The following is a 13,795-nucleotide window of genomic DNA, read 5'->3' as shown; positions in this document are numbered from 1 at the left end:
TCACCTCTCTTAGATGACTTCTACTGAACCACCTTTAGCAGTGATAGCTTCTTCAGCTGATTTAGAGAATTTAGCTGCTTTCACAGTCAATTTCTTAGTCAACTCACCGTTACCAAGAATTTTAATACCTGATTTTTCAGCTTTAACAATTCCTGCTTCGATAAGAACAACTGGAGTAACTTCAGCACCATCTTCAAAGACGTTCAATTGGTCAAGGTTCACAATTGCGTATTCTTTAGCGTTGATGTTAGTGAATCCACGTTTTGGAAGACGACGGAACAATGGAGTTTGTCCACCTTCAAAACCAAGGCGAACTCCGCCACCGCTACGAGCTTTTTGACCTTTTTGACCACGACCAGATGTTTTACCGTTACCTGATGAAGTACCACGACCAACGCGGTTACGTACTTTACGAGAACCTTCTGCAGGTTTCAATTCATGAAGTTTCATTTTTATTTTCTCCTCTTTTGTAAAATGCTAGCGCCGATAAGGGAGAAAAGGTTGTCTCCCCCATCAACTCGCCTATACGACGTCATCATAGATGACTATATCTAGTTTTAGGGGATGGTATAGTGCACATCCCCTAAAAATTCATTAGTTTACTTCTTCAACTGTTACCAAGTGAGATACTGCTGTGATCATACCACGGATAGCAGCGTTATCTTCTTTAATAACAGAGCTGTTCAATTTGCCAAGTCCAAGTGCTACAACAGTTTTACGTTGTGATGGAATGCGTCCGATTGGAGACTTAGTCAAAGTAATTTTAATTTGAGCCATTTTATCCCCTTTCTTATGCCAAATCAGAAACTGAAATACCACGAAGGGCAGCAACTTCTTCAGCGCGTTTCAATTGTTTCAAACCTTCAACAGTTGCACGAACAATGTTGATTGGAGTGTTAGAACCAAGTGATTTAGATGTAATATCTGCCACACCTGCCAATTCCACAACGGCACGAACTGCACCACCAGCGGCAACTCCAGAACCTTCTACAGCAGGTTTCAACAATACTTTAGCTCCACCGAATTCTGAAAGAACTTCGTGTGGGATTGTTGTTCCAACCATAGGAACTTCGATCAAGTTTTTCTTAGCATCATCTACTGCTTTACGGATTGCTTCTGGAACTTCTTGAGCTTTACCAGTACCAAATCCTACGCGACCATTGTGGTCACCAACAACAACAAGAGCTGCGAAACGAAGACGACGTCCACCTTTAACAACTTTTGTAACACGGTTGACAGCAACTACGCGTTCTTCTAATTCAACTGCATTGTCTTTAAATGCCATTTTCTAGTGTCCTCCTATTAGAATTTCAATCCGTTTTCACGAGCTGCATCAGCCAAAGCTTTCACACGTCCGTGATATAGATATCCACCGCGGTCGAACACCACTTCTGAAATACCTTTAGCGTTTGCACGTTCTGCAACGAGTTTACCGACAGCAACGGCTTGTTCAGTTTTAGTTCCTTTTGAAACTTCTTTGTCAAGAGTTGAAGCACTTGCGAGCGTTACACCCGCTACGTCATCAATCACTTGAGCGTAGATGCCTGTATTAGAACGGAATACGTTCAAACGTGGGCGATCAGCAGTTCCAGAGAGTTTTCCGCGAACGCGACGGTGGCGTTTTTGGCGGAGTTTGTTTTTATCTGGTTTTGAAATCACAGTTTTCACCTCTTTAGTTTTAAATCGTGTGCTATGCACAAAGTTGGAAAATAGGTTGGTGGTTGAAAATCAACCACTCAACATTATTTACCTGTTTTACCTTCTTTACGGCGAACGAATTCACCAACGTAACGGATACCTTTACCTTTATATGGTTCTGGTGAACGAAGGCTACGTACGTAAGCAGCTGTTTGACCAACTACTTCTTTTGAAATTCCGCTAACAACAATTGTTGTTGGGTTTGGAAGTTCAAAAGTAATTCCTTCTGGAGCTTCAACTTCGTCTGGATGAGATTTACCAACAGCCAAAACAAGTTTAGATCCTTGAAGTTGTGCACGGTAACCAACCCCGCGCATTTCAAGTTCTTTCTTGAATCCTTCTGATACACCAACAACCATGTTGTTCAAAAGGGCACGAGTAGTTCCGTGAATAGTTTTCATTTCTTTTGAATCGTTTGGACGGTGAAGAGTTACTTCAGTACCTTCCACACGGATTTCAATATCTTTTGAGAACTCACGAGTAAGTTCTCCTTTAGGTCCTTTTACAGTTACAACGTTGTCATTGTTAGTGATTTCAACACCAGCAGGCAACACGATAACTTTATTACCAATACGTGACATGTTTATTTTCTCCTGTTAAATTGTCAGGCCAGAACGGCCAGTTTTCACGGGGTTCAGATACTTATTTAGTTCAAGAGCTGAACTGAACACGCTCTAAGAACTGTGCAAAATAGATAAGTTGGCTTGTTTGTAAACAAACTTCTCCAACTTTCTAATTTTGCTTTGTTCTTTACGAGCTTTGTATCTTGATTTTACCAAACGTAAGCGATAACCTCACCACCAACATTCTTTTGGCGTGCTTCTTTATCAGTAAGCAAACCTTCAGAAGTTGAAAGGATAGCAATTCCAAGTCCGTTAAGAACTTTTGGAAGGTCTTCACGTTTTTTGTAGACACGAAGTCCTGGTTTAGAAACACGTTTCAAGTTAGTGATAACTTTTTCACCGTTTGGTCCGTATTTAAGGAATACACGGATGATGCCTTGTTTGTCATCTTCGATGATTTCAACGTTTTTTACAAAACCTTCGCGTTTAAGGATTTCAGCAATCCCTTTTTTGATGTTTGATGCAGGTACTTCAAGTACTTCGTGTTTAGCTTGGTTAGCGTTACGAATACGAGTTAGGAAGTCTGCGATTGGGTCAGTCATAACCATTTTGTTTTTCTCCTCTTACTAGTAGTTTGCAAGTTGCACTTGCTAGTTAATACATGATACAAAGAGCGTAACAGCAAGAGCAAAAATAGGCAATTTGATGCAGGAGCGATGCTCCAAAGAAAATTGGTCTTTTTTGCCAAAGCTGTAGCTCGTGTTCAAATTGGCAAGCCCAACTGAATCCGGGCTAAACTCTGTGTGAAAAAGATAAACTTTCCTAGAAACTTCAGTTTCTTCGTCAAGTTTCCTATTTTCACTTAGAGTTTTGACGTCCTTGATATCTTAAATTACCAAGATGCTTTTGTTACACCAGGGATTTGTCCTTTGTAAGCTAATTCACGGAAGCAAACACGGCAAAGTTTAAATTTGCGGTAAACTGAATGTGGACGACCACATTTTTCACAACGAGTATAAGCTTGAGTAGAGAACTTCGCTGGACGTTTGTTCTTAGCAATCATTGATTTTTTAGCCATTAGATTTACCTCCTATATTATTTTGCAAAAGGCATTCCAAGGCCTGTAAGCAATGCACGTGACTCTTCGTCAGTGTTAGCAGTTGTTACGATAACGATGTCAAGACCACGAGTTTTGTCAACGTCATCGAAGTTGATTTCTGGGAAGATCAATTGTTCTTTCACACCAAGTGTGTAGTTTCCGCGTCCGTCAAATGATTTTGTTGGAACACCGTGGAAGTCACGTACACGTGGAAGTGAAACTGAAACCAATTTATCCAAGAATTCGTACATACGTTCACCACGAAGGGTAACTTTTGCACCGATCGCAACACCTTCACGAAGACGGAAGCCGGCGATTGATTTTTTAGCTTTAGTGATAAGTGGTTTTTGACCTGAGATAAGTGCCAATTCTTCAGCAGCTTTTTCAAGGCTTTTAGCGTTTGATACAGCTTCACCAACACCCATGTTCAAAACGATCTTATCTACTTTAGGCACAGCCATCACTGATGAGTAGTTGAATTGTTCTGTCAAAGCAGGAACTACTTCATTAAGATATTTTTCTTTTAAACGATTTGCCATTATACTTCTCCTTTCCTTCGTGATTAATCAAGCACTTCGCCTGATTTTTTGTTGTAGCGAACTTTTTTACCGTCTACAAATTTGTAACCAACACGACCAGCTACACCATTTTTGTCCAGAACTTGAACGTTTGATACGTGGATAGCTGCTTCTTTCTCGATGATACCACCTTGAGGAAGCTCGTTAGTTGGACGTTGGTGTTTCTTAACGATGTTAACACCTTCAACGATAACTTTGTTTACTTTTGGAAGGGCAGTAAGGACAACAGCTTCTGTTCCCTTATCTTTACCAGCGATTACGCGAACTTTGTCGCCTTTTTTTACAAACATTAGGTTTCTCCTTGATTTTTCTTACGCCCATAAGGGCACCCTGGAGGTAAATCCAGGGGACTAGTTTGTTTCTAAAAATTAAAGTACTTCTGGAGCAAGTGACACGATCTTCATGAAGCCACCTTCACGCAATTCACGTGCAACTGGGCCAAAGATACGTGTTCCGCGAGGAGTTTTGTCTTCACGGATGATAACTGCTGCGTTTTCGTCAAATTTGATGTATGAACCATCAGCACGACGAGCACCTGATTTAGTACGAACGATAACTGCTTTTACAACGTCACCTTTTTTAACCGCACCACCAGGAGTAGCTTGTTTTACAGATGCCACGATAACATCACCGATGTTTGCAAATTTACGTCCTGAACCACCAAGAACTTTGATAGTCAAGATTTCGCGAGCACCGCTGTTGTCTGCGACTTTCAAACGAGTTTCTGTTTGAATCATTTCAGTTTTCTCCTTTCAGGTTTGATTAGATGATGACCGCTTCTTCAACAACTTCTACAAGACGGAAACGTTTTGTAGCTGAAAGCGGACGAGTTTCCATGATACGTACGATATCACCTTCTTTGGCAACATTGTTTTCATCATGAGCTTTGTATTTTTTAGAGTAGTTAATACGTTTACCATAGACTGGGTGGTTACGTTTTGTTTCAACTACAACTGTGATTGTCTTGTCCATTTTGTCAGATACAACACGTCCAACAAGAACTTTACGATTATTGCGTTCCATTGAAATTTCTCCTTCCCTAGTCTATTATTTCGCTTCAGATTGAACTGTTTTGATACGAGCGATTTGTTTTTTAACTTCTTTCAAGCGAGCTGTTTGTTCCAATTGACCAGTAGCAGCTTGGAAACGAAGTTCAAACAATTCTTTTTTCAATTCGTTTTCGCGCTTCGCGAGTTCTTCTTGAGAAAGACCACGAAGTTCTTTAACAAATTCTTTTACTTCATTAAGTTTCATGCCTTCTCCTTATTCTGCTTCACGTTTTACGAATTTACATTTAACTGGCAATTTGTGGCTAGCAAGACGAAGCGCTTCACGAGCGATCTCTTCAGATACACCAGCGATTTCGAACATCACTTTACCACGTTTAACTGGTGCTACCCAACCTTCAGGTGCCCCTTTACCAGATCCCATACGCACACCGATAGCTTTAGCAGTGTATGATTTGTGTGGGAAGATTTTAATCCAAACTTTACCACCACGTTTCATGTAACGAGTCATGGCGATACGAGCAGCTTCGATTTGGCGGTTAGTGATCCAGTGGCTAGTTGTAGCTTGAAGACCGTATTCACCGAATGCTACTTCTTTTCCACCTTTTGCTTCACCGCGCATTTTTCCACGGAATTCACGACGGTGTTTAACACGTTTAGGTACTAACATTGGTTATTTACCTCCTTTAGTGTTTTTGCGAGCTGGAAGAACTTCACCACGGTAGATCCATACTTTAACACCAAGTTTACCGTATGTAGTATCTGCTTCTTCCCAAGCATAATCGATATCTGCACGAAGTGTGTGAAGTGGAACAGTTCCTTCAGAGTATCCTTCAGCACGGGCGATATCTGCACCGTTCAAACGACCTGATACTTGAGTTTTGATTCCTTTAGCTCCAGCACGCATTGCACGTTGGATTGCTTGTTTTTGTGCACGACGGAAAGCAACACGTTGCTCCAATTGACGAGCAATTCCTTCACCTACAAGGTGAGCATCCAAATCAGGTTGTTTGATTTCGATGATGTTGATGTGTACTTGTTTTCCAGTCAATTTGTTAAGTTTTGCACGGAGTGCATCAACGTTAGCACCACCTTTACCGATAACCATACCTGGTTTAGCAGTGTGAAGTGAAACGTTAACTTTGTTTACTGCGCGTTCGATTTCGATAGTTGAAACTGCTGCGTCAGCAAGTTCTTTTTGAACGAATTTACGGATTGCAAGATCTTCATGAAGGTAATCCGCGTATTCTTTTTCAGCATACCATTTGGCATCCCAATCACGGATGATGCCGACACGCATACCAATTGGATGTACTTTTTGACCCACGATTTTACCTCCTTATTTTTCTGCAACAGCTACAGTGATGTGAGCTGTACGTTTGTTGATTGGTGAAGCTGAACCTTTCGCACGTGGACGGAAACGTTTCATAGTTGGTCCTTCGTTTGCGAATGCTTCAGATACTACCAAGTTAGCTTTATCCAAACCAAAGTTGTTTTCAGCATTAGCTACAGCTGAATTCAAAACTTTCAAGATAATTTCAGCAGCTTTGTTTGGAGTGAATGTCAAGATTGCGATTGCATCGGCTACGCTTTTACCACGGATGTTATCAAGAACAAGACGTGATTTACGAGGTGAAACACGTACTGTACGAGCCATTGCTTTAGCTGAAGTAATTTCTGCCATTTATGTTCTCCTTATTTTCTACGTGTTTTCTTGTCGTCTGCAGCGTGACCTTTGTAAGTACGAGTTGGTGCAAATTCACCAAGTTTGTGACCTACCATGTCTTCTTGGATGTAAACAGGTACGTGTTTACGTCCGTCATAAACTGCGATAGTGTAACCAATGAAACTTGGGAAGATCGTTGAACGACGTGACCAAGTTTTAATAACTTTTTTCTTTTCGTCGTTAGCTTGAGCTTCAACTTTTTTCATCAAATGCTCATCGACGAAAGGTCCTTTTTTAAGACTGCGTCCCATTTTTATATTTTCTCCTTTAAATGTTGTACCACAGCGGCTTGCGCTCACATGGAGCGCTACCGAGCTGGCGGATTTACTAGTTGCTTAAGCAACTAGTTTAATATTATTTCTCGTTGCGACGACGAACGATAAGTTTGTCAGATTTCGCTTTCTTGTTACGAGTTTTAAGACCAAGAGCAGGTTTGCCCCATGGAGTAGATGGTGCTTTACGACCAACTGGTGCTTTACCTTCACCACCACCGTGTGGGTGATCGTTAGGGTTCATTACAGAACCACGAACTGTTGGGCGGATACCTTTCCAACGGCTACGTCCTGCTTTACCAAGGTTTACAAGTCCATGTTGTTCGTTTCCGACGACACCAACTGTAGCACGGCAAGTTCCAAGAATCATACGAACTTCACCTGATTGAAGACGAACAAGAACGTATTTACCTTCAGAACCCAATACTTGAGCAGATGCTCCAGCAGCACGTACCAATTCACCACCACGACCTGGTTTCAACTCGATGTTGTGGATCAAAGTACCAACTGGGATGTTAGCAAGTGGAAGAGCGTTTCCGACTTTGATATCTGCTTCTGGACCTGAAACGATACGTTGACCTACTTCAAGACCTTTTGGAGCGATGATGTATGCTTTCACACCGTCAGTGTAGTGTACAAGAGCGATGTTTGCAGAACGGTTTGGATCGTACTCGATTGTTTTAACAACTGCTTCAACGTTGTCTTTGTTACGTTTGAAGTCAACCAAACGGTAGAAACGTTTGTGTCCACCACCTTGGTGACGAACTGTGATACGACCGTTGTTGTTACGACCAGCCTTGCTCTTCAATGCAACAAGCAATGATTTTTCAGGAGTGCTTGTTGTGATTTCAGCGAAATCCAAAGAAGTCATATTACGGCGACCGTTTGTTGTTGGTTTATAAACACGAATTCCCACGATATTTCCTCCTTAGATTATTCAGCTTCAGCAGCAAACAACTCGATTGCTTTAGAATCAGCTGTAAGTGTGATGATAGCTTTTTTAGTTTTGTTAGTAAAACCAGTGTAACGTCCAACACGTTTAGCTTTTGGTTTTACGTTGATTGTGTTAACGTTGGCAACTTTAACACCTTCGAAAGCAGCTTCAACAGCTTGCTTGATCAAAAGTTTGTGTGCACGAGTGTCAACTTCAAATACATATTTACCTGCTTCAAGTTGAGCCATTGAGCTTTCAGTGATTACAGGTTTTTTGATAACATCATACAAATTCATTATGCAAGAACCTCCTCAATTTTAGAGATAGCTGCTTGTGTGACAAGAAGTTTGTCGCTATTTGCGATGTCAAGAACACTTGCAGTTGTAGCAGTTGCAACTTTCACGTTTGGAAGGTTACGAGCTGAAAGAGCTGCGAATTCATTTCCTTCTTCAAGGATAACAAGAACTTTAGAATCGATGCTCAATGCTGCAAGAACTTTTGCAAATTCAGCAGTTTTTGGAGCTGTAAATGAAAGAGCGTCTACAGCTACGAATTTGTTTTCAGCAACTTTTTCAGAATAAACTGATTTAAGAGCTAGGCGACGAACTTTTTGTGGAAGTTTGTAGCCATATGAACGTGGAGTTGGTCCGAAGACAACACCACCACCACGCCATTGTGGTGAGCGGATAGAACCTTGACGAGCACGTCCAGTTCCTTTTTGACGCCATGGTTTGCGTCCACCACCTGATACTGCAGAGCGGTTTTTAACAGCATGTGTTCCTTGGCGAAGGCTTGCGCGTTGGCTGATGATCACATCAAACACAACTGATTCATTTGGTTCAATACCAAATACTGCATCGTTAAGAACAACTTGGCCAGCTTCTTTACCAGTTTGGTCAAATAATGTTACGTTTGCCATTGTGACTGATTTCCCCTTTCTTTATTATTTACCAGCTTTAACTGCTGATTTGATAGTGATAAGAGATTTCTTAGCACCTGGTACGTTACCTTTGATAAGGATAACGTTCTTTTCTGGAACAACTTGTACAACTTCAAGGTTTTGAATTGTTACGCGGTCACCACCCATACGTCCTGCAAGGTTTTTACCTTTGAATACGCGGTTAGGTGCAACAGGTCCCATAGAACCTGGACGACGGTGGTAACGAGAACCGTGAGCCATTGGTCCACGTGATTGTCCGTGGCGTTTGATAACACCTTGGAAACCTTTACCTTTAGAAGTACCAGTTACGTCAACAACGTCTCCAGCTGCGAATGTTTCAACTGTGATTTCAGCACCAACTTCCAAGCCTTCAACGTTTTTGAATTCACGAATGAAGCGCTTAGGAGCCGTGTTAGCTTTCGCTACATGTCCTTTAGCAGGTTTGTTGCTCAATACTTCGCGTTTGTCATCAAAACCAACTTGGATAGCGTTGTATCCGTCTGTTTCAACAGTTTTAACTTGAAGAACAACGTTTGGAGTTGCTTCAATAACTGTTACAGGGATCAATTCGCCAGCTTCAGTGAAGATTTGAGTCATTCCCACTTTTTTCCCTAAGATTCCTTTTGTCATGAGAAAATAGTTCCTTTTCTATATTTTTTATTCAAAAAGTTTTTAACGAGCGTTTTTTATGCTCAAGGTATCAAGCTTTAGATTAAAGTTTGATTTCTACGTTTACACCACTTGGAAGATCCAATTTCATCAAAGCATCAACTGTTTTTTGAGTTGGGTTAACGATATCGATCAAACGTTTGTGTGTACGCATTTCAAATTGTTCGCGAGAGTCTTTATATTTGTGAGTCGCACGAATGATTGTGTAGAGGCTACGTTCAGTTGGAAGTGGGATTGGACCCGCAACTTGTGCACCTGTACGAGTAGCTGATTCTACGATTTTTGCAGCCGCTGTGTCAAGCGTACGGTGTTCGTATGCTTTCAAACGGATACGGATTTTTTTGTTTGCCATCTTTTTCTCCTTTTCGTCTATTTAAGATAATAGGCTAGCTCCACAAGAAAACCGACGCGGTGTTGCGTGGCAATGCAACCGAGCGTGTCGCAACCTCTTGCATCAAAGCTAAGGCTGTAATTTACAGCACCATAATAGAATAACACAAAGCCCCTGCGATTGCAAGGGATTTGTTGCCGTTTTTTTAAATTTTTAACATGAAAATGTTTTCTTTTTTGATAGGTCATTTATTTAAATATTCTATGGAAAAAAGTTACTCTCTCTTCACCTGTTCATAGCTTTCTTTTCCGTCATTGAGCTTGTCCCAAATCACTACTTGCCCACCTTTGAGGGATTTTTGCACATCGATAATTCGTTGATTGGACGAACCTCGAAACTGGAGCATGAGATTTCTTTTAGTTCGATCGTATCTTCCATCAACAAGAATATCAATCAGTGACAAGAGTTCCATTTTATCTGGAGTTTCCAACATCATTTCTTCCCAAGTGTAGCCGGTCCATGACCAGATGTCCTTGTCTGGCAATTCCTTCCGAATACGTTTCACGAGTGGCAAAAGAATCCCAGTATTGAGAAAAGGCTCCCCTCCCAGCAAAGTCAAGCCTTGAACATAGGGTTGAGCTAGATCTGCCATAATCTGTTCTTCTAATTCTGCTGTGTAGGGAATTCCTGCATTGAAAGACCAAGTAGCAACATTATAACATCCCTCGCAGTGAAACATGCAGCCTGATACATAGAGGGAGTTCCGCACACCTTCTCCATCCACAAAGTTAAAGGCCTTGTAGTCAATGATACGGCCTTGACTGAGTTCCTCGCTTTTCCATTCTTGTGGTTTTGGATTATTCATTCGCTACCTCTATCCAATAACGCTCCACACCATTACGAACATCCTCAAGGAGCCCACCATTTACTAAAATGACTGCTCTGCTAGCAGGATTATTTACGCTACAGGTCACAAGAGTTCTCTTGATGTTCTTTCCCTTAGCAACTTGCAAGCCCTGACGGAGAGTTTCCTTAGCATAACCTTTGCCTCTTTCTGATGGACGAATGGAGTAGCCAATGTGGCCAGCATAATTCAGTAAACCCTCATTCAGTCTCAATCGCAGATTCAAAAATCCTAGAGCACGACCTACATCATCAAATGATACAAATTGAATAGAAGGAACACGATTTTCAGGCAAGTTTATTCCCATCTCTTTTTGCATATTTGTTTCCAACCACTCTTCATACACAAAGTTCTCTGTATCCCAAAATCCTCCATCATGGGCTGATTGGCTCTTTTCAAACTCTGCCATCATCTCTAAAACTGTTTCTTTATCTGCTAATCTTGGTCTTCGTAGTTCCATCCTTACCTCCCACTATTAGAAAAGTGAGAGCTGACTCTCATACTCTTCGAAAATCTCTTCAAACCACGTCAGCGTCGCCTTACCGTAGATATATGTAACTGACTTCGTCAGTCTTATCTACAACCTCAAAGCAGTGCTTTGAGCAACCTGCGGCTAGCTTCCTAGTTTGCTCTTTGATTTTCATTGAGTATCACTTTTATTTTTTCTTATTCTTGTTTAAAAATTGTTCTTTGAGGTTGAGCAAGCGTTCTTTTTTACCAGCTCCACCTTTAGAGTGTTTCTCGTGATAACGGGTCACTTGTGCACGCCCCTTATCATCTAATTGATATTTTCCCATTTCATTTCTTTCTAATTTGTTACTTGATGTCCAGCTATTTTAATCGTTGAACCATTCATATGTTTGACACGCGCAGCGATTTCCTTGTGACGTCCATTAACCATCGGACGCGCTTGAGGATTCCCTAGATAGCCACAAGTCCGTTTAACAACGTCTACTGTTTTAGGGTCGCTATTGCCACAGTTAGGGCAAGCAAATCCTCTCTCAGTTGGTTCAAAATCCCCTTCAAAGTCACACTTGTAGCAACGGTCAATTGGAGTATTGGTCCCCAAATATCCCACACGGTCATAAGCATAATCCCAGACAGCTTCCAAGGCTTTAGGATTTTGCTGAAGGACTGGATACTCACAATAATGGATGAAACCACCTGACGCACCTGCTTCTGGATAGACTTTTTCAAAATCCAATTTTTCAAACGGTGTTGGATTTTTACGAACATCATAGTGGAAAGAGTTGGTGTAGTATTCCTTGTCTGTAATATCAGGAATAGAACCAAACTTCTCTGTATCTAGTCGACAGAAACGGTCTGTCAAACTTTCAGACGGTGTTGAGTAAATAGAGAAATGATAGCCATATTGATCTGACCACTCTTCTACACGGCGTTTCATATCTCGAATAATGTCTAGCGTGAATTCCTTAGCATCTGGATTACTTTCCCAGCTGTTACCAAAGAAAACTGTCGCTACTTCGTACAAACCGATATAGCCTAGTGAAACTGTCGCACGACGATTCTTAAAGAGCTGGTCAACACTTTCTTCCTTACCTAGACGATGGCCAAAAGCACCGTACTGATAGAGGATAGGAGCATTGGCTGGCGTCGCCTCTTTAGTGCGTTCGACACGATAAACAAGAGCATCTTCAGCGATATTCATCCGCTCGTTGAAGATTTCCCAGAACTTATTCATGTCGCCCTCAGACTCAAGAGCAATACGAGGCAGGTTAACTGTCACAACACCCAAGTTCATCCGACCTGAATTGACTTCTACGCCATTCTCGTCTTTCCACCCTTGAAGGAACGAACGGCAGCCCATAGGAACTTTGAAAGAACCTGTCAACTCAACAATCTTATCATAAGACAAGACGTCTGGGTACATCCGTTTGGTTGCGCACTCTAGAGCCAATTGCTTGATATCGTAGTTGGGTGTCCCTTCCTCTAAGTTAAGGCCTCTTTTAAGCGTGAAAATAAGTTTAGGAAAGATAGCTGTACGGTGTTCTGAACCAAGCCCATTGATACGAATGTTTAAAATTGCCTTTTGAATTTCCCGCTCAAAACGATTAGTTCCTAGACCAAAACCTAGCGAAGTAAAAGGTGTTTGTCCATTTGAAGTAAAGAGAGTATTGATTTCATACTCGAGTGATTGCATGGCATCGTAGATGTCTTTTTGCGTTTTCTTCCAGGCATAATCTTCCCGTTTTTCAGGCAAGACCCATTCTTCTGCATCTTTTAGATGTTTTTGATAGTTCTTCTCTGCATAAGGCGCCAAAACTTCATCGATACGGTCAGCTGAACAGCCACCGTACTGGCTAGAAGCAACGTTGGCGATAATTTGGGAAATCTGAGCTGTTGCAGTCTGGATAGACTTGGGACTTTCTACCTCTGCATTTCCAATCTTAAAACCATTTTCCAACATACCTTTAAAATCAATCAAACAGCAGTTGGTCATAGGTGTATAGGGACTGTAGTCCAAATCGTGATAGTGGATATCCCCTTTTTGGTGGGCATTGGCTACGTGCTTAGGAAGCATTTGCAGTCCGATTGATTTCCCAACAATCCCTGCTGTCAAATCACGCTGGGTATTAAAGACATCGCTGTCTTTATTAGCATTTTCATTGACAACTGCCTGGTCTTTGTTGAGAAGCTTATGGATACTAAAGTTGATATCCGTCGCTTTTGAGCGCTCAAAATCCCTCTGTGTCCGATAAGTAATATACTCCTCAGCTAGGGCATATTCTTTTGCTTCAAGGAGTTCATGTTCTACGATATTTTGAATTTCGTAAATCTTAACCCCCTGTGGAAAGCGACTATGAATTTCTGTGACAATTCGCTCGGTCAGAGCATTGAGGCGCTTTTCAACCAAGGGTGTCACATCCATAACCTTGTCAGCCGCCTTGTGGAGAGCTTTGTCAATCTTGTCCACATCAAATACAACACGTCTCCCATCTCGCTTCTCGACGAAGAGAGTTGGCAAAATTGTAATTTTTTCTTCTAGTGCAATCATATGCATGCTCTTTTCTAAAATGTTCTTTCTAAAAAGTATTATACCACTCTAAAAAGAA

The 13,795-nt window shown here is 41.4% G+C and carries 25 protein-coding genes; all 25 read right to left on the bottom strand.

Translation table 11 applies throughout. From position 1 onward, the window contains the following. Positions 1-9: 9 nt before the first annotated feature. On the bottom strand, positions 10-450 hold the full coding sequence (gene rplO / locus O3601_RS03180; protein WP_000766087.1) for a 50S ribosomal protein L15: 441 nt from the start codon (positions 448-450) through the stop codon (positions 10-12). 144 nt (positions 451-594) lie between these two features. Next, positions 595-777, bottom strand: coding sequence for a 50S ribosomal protein L30 (gene rpmD / locus O3601_RS03175; RefSeq protein WP_000057241.1), 183 nt, complete (start codon positions 775-777; stop codon positions 595-597). 13 nt (positions 778-790) lie between these two features. Next, complete coding sequence (gene rpsE, locus O3601_RS03170) at positions 791-1,285, bottom strand: 30S ribosomal protein S5 (protein ID WP_000874202.1); 495 nt, start codon at positions 1,283-1,285, stop codon at positions 791-793. 17 nt (positions 1,286-1,302) lie between these two features. Continuing rightward, entirely contained in the window at positions 1,303-1,659 is a 357-nt protein-coding gene (gene rplR / locus O3601_RS03165; protein ID WP_000624044.1) for a 50S ribosomal protein L18, read from the bottom strand. Between the two features lie 83 nt (positions 1,660-1,742). Further along, the gene (gene rplF / locus O3601_RS03160) at positions 1,743-2,279 is read right to left on the bottom strand and encodes a 50S ribosomal protein L6 (RefSeq protein WP_000086626.1); all 537 of its coding nucleotides are present in this window, start codon (positions 2,277-2,279) and stop codon (positions 1,743-1,745) included. A gap of 191 nt (positions 2,280-2,470) precedes the next feature. Then, complete coding sequence (rpsH, locus tag O3601_RS03155; protein WP_000245504.1) at positions 2,471-2,869, bottom strand: 30S ribosomal protein S8; 399 nt, start codon at positions 2,867-2,869, stop codon at positions 2,471-2,473. A gap of 284 nt (positions 2,870-3,153) precedes the next feature. Further along, entirely contained in the window at positions 3,154-3,339 is a 186-nt protein-coding gene (locus tag O3601_RS03150; RefSeq protein ID WP_001085697.1) for a type Z 30S ribosomal protein S14, read from the bottom strand. Between the two features lie 17 nt (positions 3,340-3,356). Continuing rightward, entirely contained in the window at positions 3,357-3,899 is a 543-nt protein-coding gene (rplE, locus tag O3601_RS03145) for a 50S ribosomal protein L5 (RefSeq protein ID WP_000013542.1), read from the bottom strand. 23 nt (positions 3,900-3,922) lie between these two features. Continuing rightward, a complete protein-coding gene (gene rplX / locus O3601_RS03140; protein WP_000497691.1) occupies positions 3,923-4,228 on the bottom strand; it encodes a 50S ribosomal protein L24 in 306 nt (101 codons plus the stop codon). A 78-nt stretch (positions 4,229-4,306) separates the two neighbouring features. After that, entirely contained in the window at positions 4,307-4,675 is a 369-nt protein-coding gene (rplN, locus tag O3601_RS03135; protein ID WP_000616545.1) for a 50S ribosomal protein L14, read from the bottom strand. A 25-nt stretch (positions 4,676-4,700) separates the two neighbouring features. Further along, positions 4,701-4,961, bottom strand: a complete 261-nt coding sequence (gene rpsQ, locus O3601_RS03130) for a 30S ribosomal protein S17 (protein ID WP_000440801.1) — start codon at positions 4,959-4,961, stop codon at positions 4,701-4,703. Positions 4,962-4,985: 24 nt separating this feature from the next. Further along, positions 4,986-5,192 (bottom strand): 50S ribosomal protein L29, encoded by a 207-nt coding sequence (gene rpmC, locus O3601_RS03125; protein WP_000772918.1) that lies wholly within the window; start codon positions 5,190-5,192, stop codon positions 4,986-4,988. Positions 5,193-5,201: 9 nt separating this feature from the next. Then, positions 5,202-5,615: a 50S ribosomal protein L16 gene (gene rplP, locus O3601_RS03120; RefSeq protein ID WP_000960946.1), complete on the bottom strand. Its 414-nt coding sequence runs from the start codon at positions 5,613-5,615 to the stop codon at positions 5,202-5,204. Between the two features lie 3 nt (positions 5,616-5,618). Beyond that, positions 5,619-6,272 (bottom strand): 30S ribosomal protein S3, encoded by a 654-nt coding sequence (gene rpsC / locus O3601_RS03115; RefSeq protein ID WP_000529936.1) that lies wholly within the window; start codon positions 6,270-6,272, stop codon positions 5,619-5,621. 12 nt (positions 6,273-6,284) lie between these two features. Then, a complete protein-coding gene (gene rplV, locus O3601_RS03110) occupies positions 6,285-6,629 on the bottom strand; it encodes a 50S ribosomal protein L22 (RefSeq protein WP_000818137.1) in 345 nt (114 codons plus the stop codon). Between the two features lie 11 nt (positions 6,630-6,640). Further along, on the bottom strand, positions 6,641-6,922 hold the full coding sequence (rpsS, locus tag O3601_RS03105) for a 30S ribosomal protein S19 (protein ID WP_000533766.1): 282 nt from the start codon (positions 6,920-6,922) through the stop codon (positions 6,641-6,643). 103 nt (positions 6,923-7,025) lie between these two features. Next, the gene (gene rplB, locus O3601_RS03100; protein ID WP_000512911.1) at positions 7,026-7,859 is read right to left on the bottom strand and encodes a 50S ribosomal protein L2; all 834 of its coding nucleotides are present in this window, start codon (positions 7,857-7,859) and stop codon (positions 7,026-7,028) included. Between the two features lie 17 nt (positions 7,860-7,876). After that, on the bottom strand, positions 7,877-8,173 hold the full coding sequence (locus tag O3601_RS03095) for a 50S ribosomal protein L23 (RefSeq protein ID WP_001055347.1): 297 nt from the start codon (positions 8,171-8,173) through the stop codon (positions 7,877-7,879). Then, entirely contained in the window at positions 8,173-8,796 is a 624-nt protein-coding gene (rplD, locus tag O3601_RS03090) for a 50S ribosomal protein L4 (RefSeq protein ID WP_000024537.1), read from the bottom strand. Before rplD ends, O3601_RS03095 begins: the two co-directional genes overlap by 1 nt. Before the next feature lie 24 nt (positions 8,797-8,820). Continuing rightward, positions 8,821-9,447, bottom strand: a complete 627-nt coding sequence (gene rplC, locus O3601_RS03085; RefSeq protein WP_000160197.1) for a 50S ribosomal protein L3 — start codon at positions 9,445-9,447, stop codon at positions 8,821-8,823. Between the two features lie 82 nt (positions 9,448-9,529). After that, complete coding sequence (gene rpsJ, locus O3601_RS03080) at positions 9,530-9,838, bottom strand: 30S ribosomal protein S10 (protein WP_001284513.1); 309 nt, start codon at positions 9,836-9,838, stop codon at positions 9,530-9,532. 253 nt (positions 9,839-10,091) lie between these two features. Further along, the gene (gene nrdG / locus O3601_RS03075) at positions 10,092-10,682 is read right to left on the bottom strand and encodes an anaerobic ribonucleoside-triphosphate reductase activating protein (protein ID WP_371471089.1); all 591 of its coding nucleotides are present in this window, start codon (positions 10,680-10,682) and stop codon (positions 10,092-10,094) included. After that, positions 10,675-11,181, bottom strand: coding sequence for a GNAT family N-acetyltransferase (locus O3601_RS03070; RefSeq protein WP_084862770.1), 507 nt, complete (start codon positions 11,179-11,181; stop codon positions 10,675-10,677). The genes nrdG and O3601_RS03070 overlap by 8 nt, the downstream gene beginning before the upstream one ends. A 196-nt stretch (positions 11,182-11,377) precedes the next feature. After that, positions 11,378-11,518, bottom strand: coding sequence for a hypothetical protein (locus O3601_RS03065; RefSeq protein ID WP_000521615.1), 141 nt, complete (start codon positions 11,516-11,518; stop codon positions 11,378-11,380). Between the two features lie 11 nt (positions 11,519-11,529). Continuing rightward, positions 11,530-13,737, bottom strand: a complete 2,208-nt coding sequence (gene nrdD, locus O3601_RS03060; RefSeq protein ID WP_371471087.1) for an anaerobic ribonucleoside-triphosphate reductase — start codon at positions 13,735-13,737, stop codon at positions 11,530-11,532. Between the last annotated feature and the right edge of the window lie 58 nt (positions 13,738-13,795).

Source organism: Streptococcus sp. 20925_1_69, from assembly GCF_041432365.1.
Classification (GTDB): Bacteria; Bacillota; Bacilli; order Lactobacillales; family Streptococcaceae; genus Streptococcus.
Note: the sequence above shows the minus strand (reverse complement) of the source record. Positions and strands in the feature narration are given on the sequence as shown.

What these genes read in the sequence shown, in the direction of transcription:
- rplO (WP_000766087.1), bottom strand. Translation starts at nt 450, where the DNA reads ATGAAACTTCATGAATTGAAACCTGCAGAAGGTTCTCGTAAAGTACGT.
- rpmD (WP_000057241.1), bottom strand. Translation starts at nt 777, where the DNA reads ATGGCTCAAATTAAAATTACTTTGACTAAGTCTCCAATCGGACGCATT.
- rpsE (WP_000874202.1), bottom strand. Translation starts at nt 1,285, where the DNA reads ATGGCATTTAAAGACAATGCAGTTGAATTAGAAGAACGCGTAGTTGCT.
- rplF (WP_000086626.1), bottom strand. Translation starts at nt 2,279, where the DNA reads ATGTCACGTATTGGTAATAAAGTTATCGTGTTGCCTGCTGGTGTTGAA.
- rpsH (WP_000245504.1), bottom strand. Translation starts at nt 2,869, where the DNA reads ATGGTTATGACTGACCCAATCGCAGACTTCCTAACTCGTATTCGTAAC.
- O3601_RS03150 (WP_001085697.1), bottom strand. Translation starts at nt 3,339, where the DNA reads ATGGCTAAAAAATCAATGATTGCTAAGAACAAACGTCCAGCGAAGTTC.
- rplE (WP_000013542.1), bottom strand. Translation starts at nt 3,899, where the DNA reads ATGGCAAATCGTTTAAAAGAAAAATATCTTAATGAAGTAGTTCCTGCT.
- rplX (WP_000497691.1), bottom strand. Translation starts at nt 4,228, where the DNA reads ATGTTTGTAAAAAAAGGCGACAAAGTTCGCGTAATCGCTGGTAAAGAT.
- rplN (WP_000616545.1), bottom strand. Translation starts at nt 4,675, where the DNA reads ATGATTCAAACAGAAACTCGTTTGAAAGTCGCAGACAACAGCGGTGCT.
- rpsQ (WP_000440801.1), bottom strand. Translation starts at nt 4,961, where the DNA reads ATGGAACGCAATAATCGTAAAGTTCTTGTTGGACGTGTTGTATCTGAC.
- rpmC (WP_000772918.1), bottom strand. Translation starts at nt 5,192, where the DNA reads ATGAAACTTAATGAAGTAAAAGAATTTGTTAAAGAACTTCGTGGTCTT.
- rplP (WP_000960946.1), bottom strand. Translation starts at nt 5,615, where the DNA reads ATGTTAGTACCTAAACGTGTTAAACACCGTCGTGAATTCCGTGGAAAA.
- rplV (WP_000818137.1), bottom strand. Translation starts at nt 6,629, where the DNA reads ATGGCAGAAATTACTTCAGCTAAAGCAATGGCTCGTACAGTACGTGTT.
- rpsS (WP_000533766.1), bottom strand. Translation starts at nt 6,922, where the DNA reads ATGGGACGCAGTCTTAAAAAAGGACCTTTCGTCGATGAGCATTTGATG.
- O3601_RS03095 (WP_001055347.1), bottom strand. Translation starts at nt 8,173, where the DNA reads ATGAATTTGTATGATGTTATCAAAAAACCTGTAATCACTGAAAGCTCA.
- rplD (WP_000024537.1), bottom strand. Translation starts at nt 8,796, where the DNA reads ATGGCAAACGTAACATTATTTGACCAAACTGGTAAAGAAGCTGGCCAA.
- rplC (WP_000160197.1), bottom strand. Translation starts at nt 9,447, where the DNA reads ATGACAAAAGGAATCTTAGGGAAAAAAGTGGGAATGACTCAAATCTTC.
- rpsJ (WP_001284513.1), bottom strand. Translation starts at nt 9,838, where the DNA reads ATGGCAAACAAAAAAATCCGTATCCGTTTGAAAGCATACGAACACCGT.
- nrdG (WP_371471089.1), bottom strand. Translation starts at nt 10,682, where the DNA reads ATGAATAATCCAAAACCACAAGAATGGAAAAGCGAGGAACTCAGTCAA.
- O3601_RS03070 (WP_084862770.1), bottom strand. Translation starts at nt 11,181, where the DNA reads ATGGAACTACGAAGACCAAGATTAGCAGATAAAGAAACAGTTTTAGAG.
- O3601_RS03065 (WP_000521615.1), bottom strand. Translation starts at nt 11,518, where the DNA reads ATGGGAAAATATCAATTAGATGATAAGGGGCGTGCACAAGTGACCCGT.
- nrdD (WP_371471087.1), bottom strand. Translation starts at nt 13,737, where the DNA reads ATGATTGCACTAGAAGAAAAAATTACAATTTTGCCAACTCTCTTCGTC.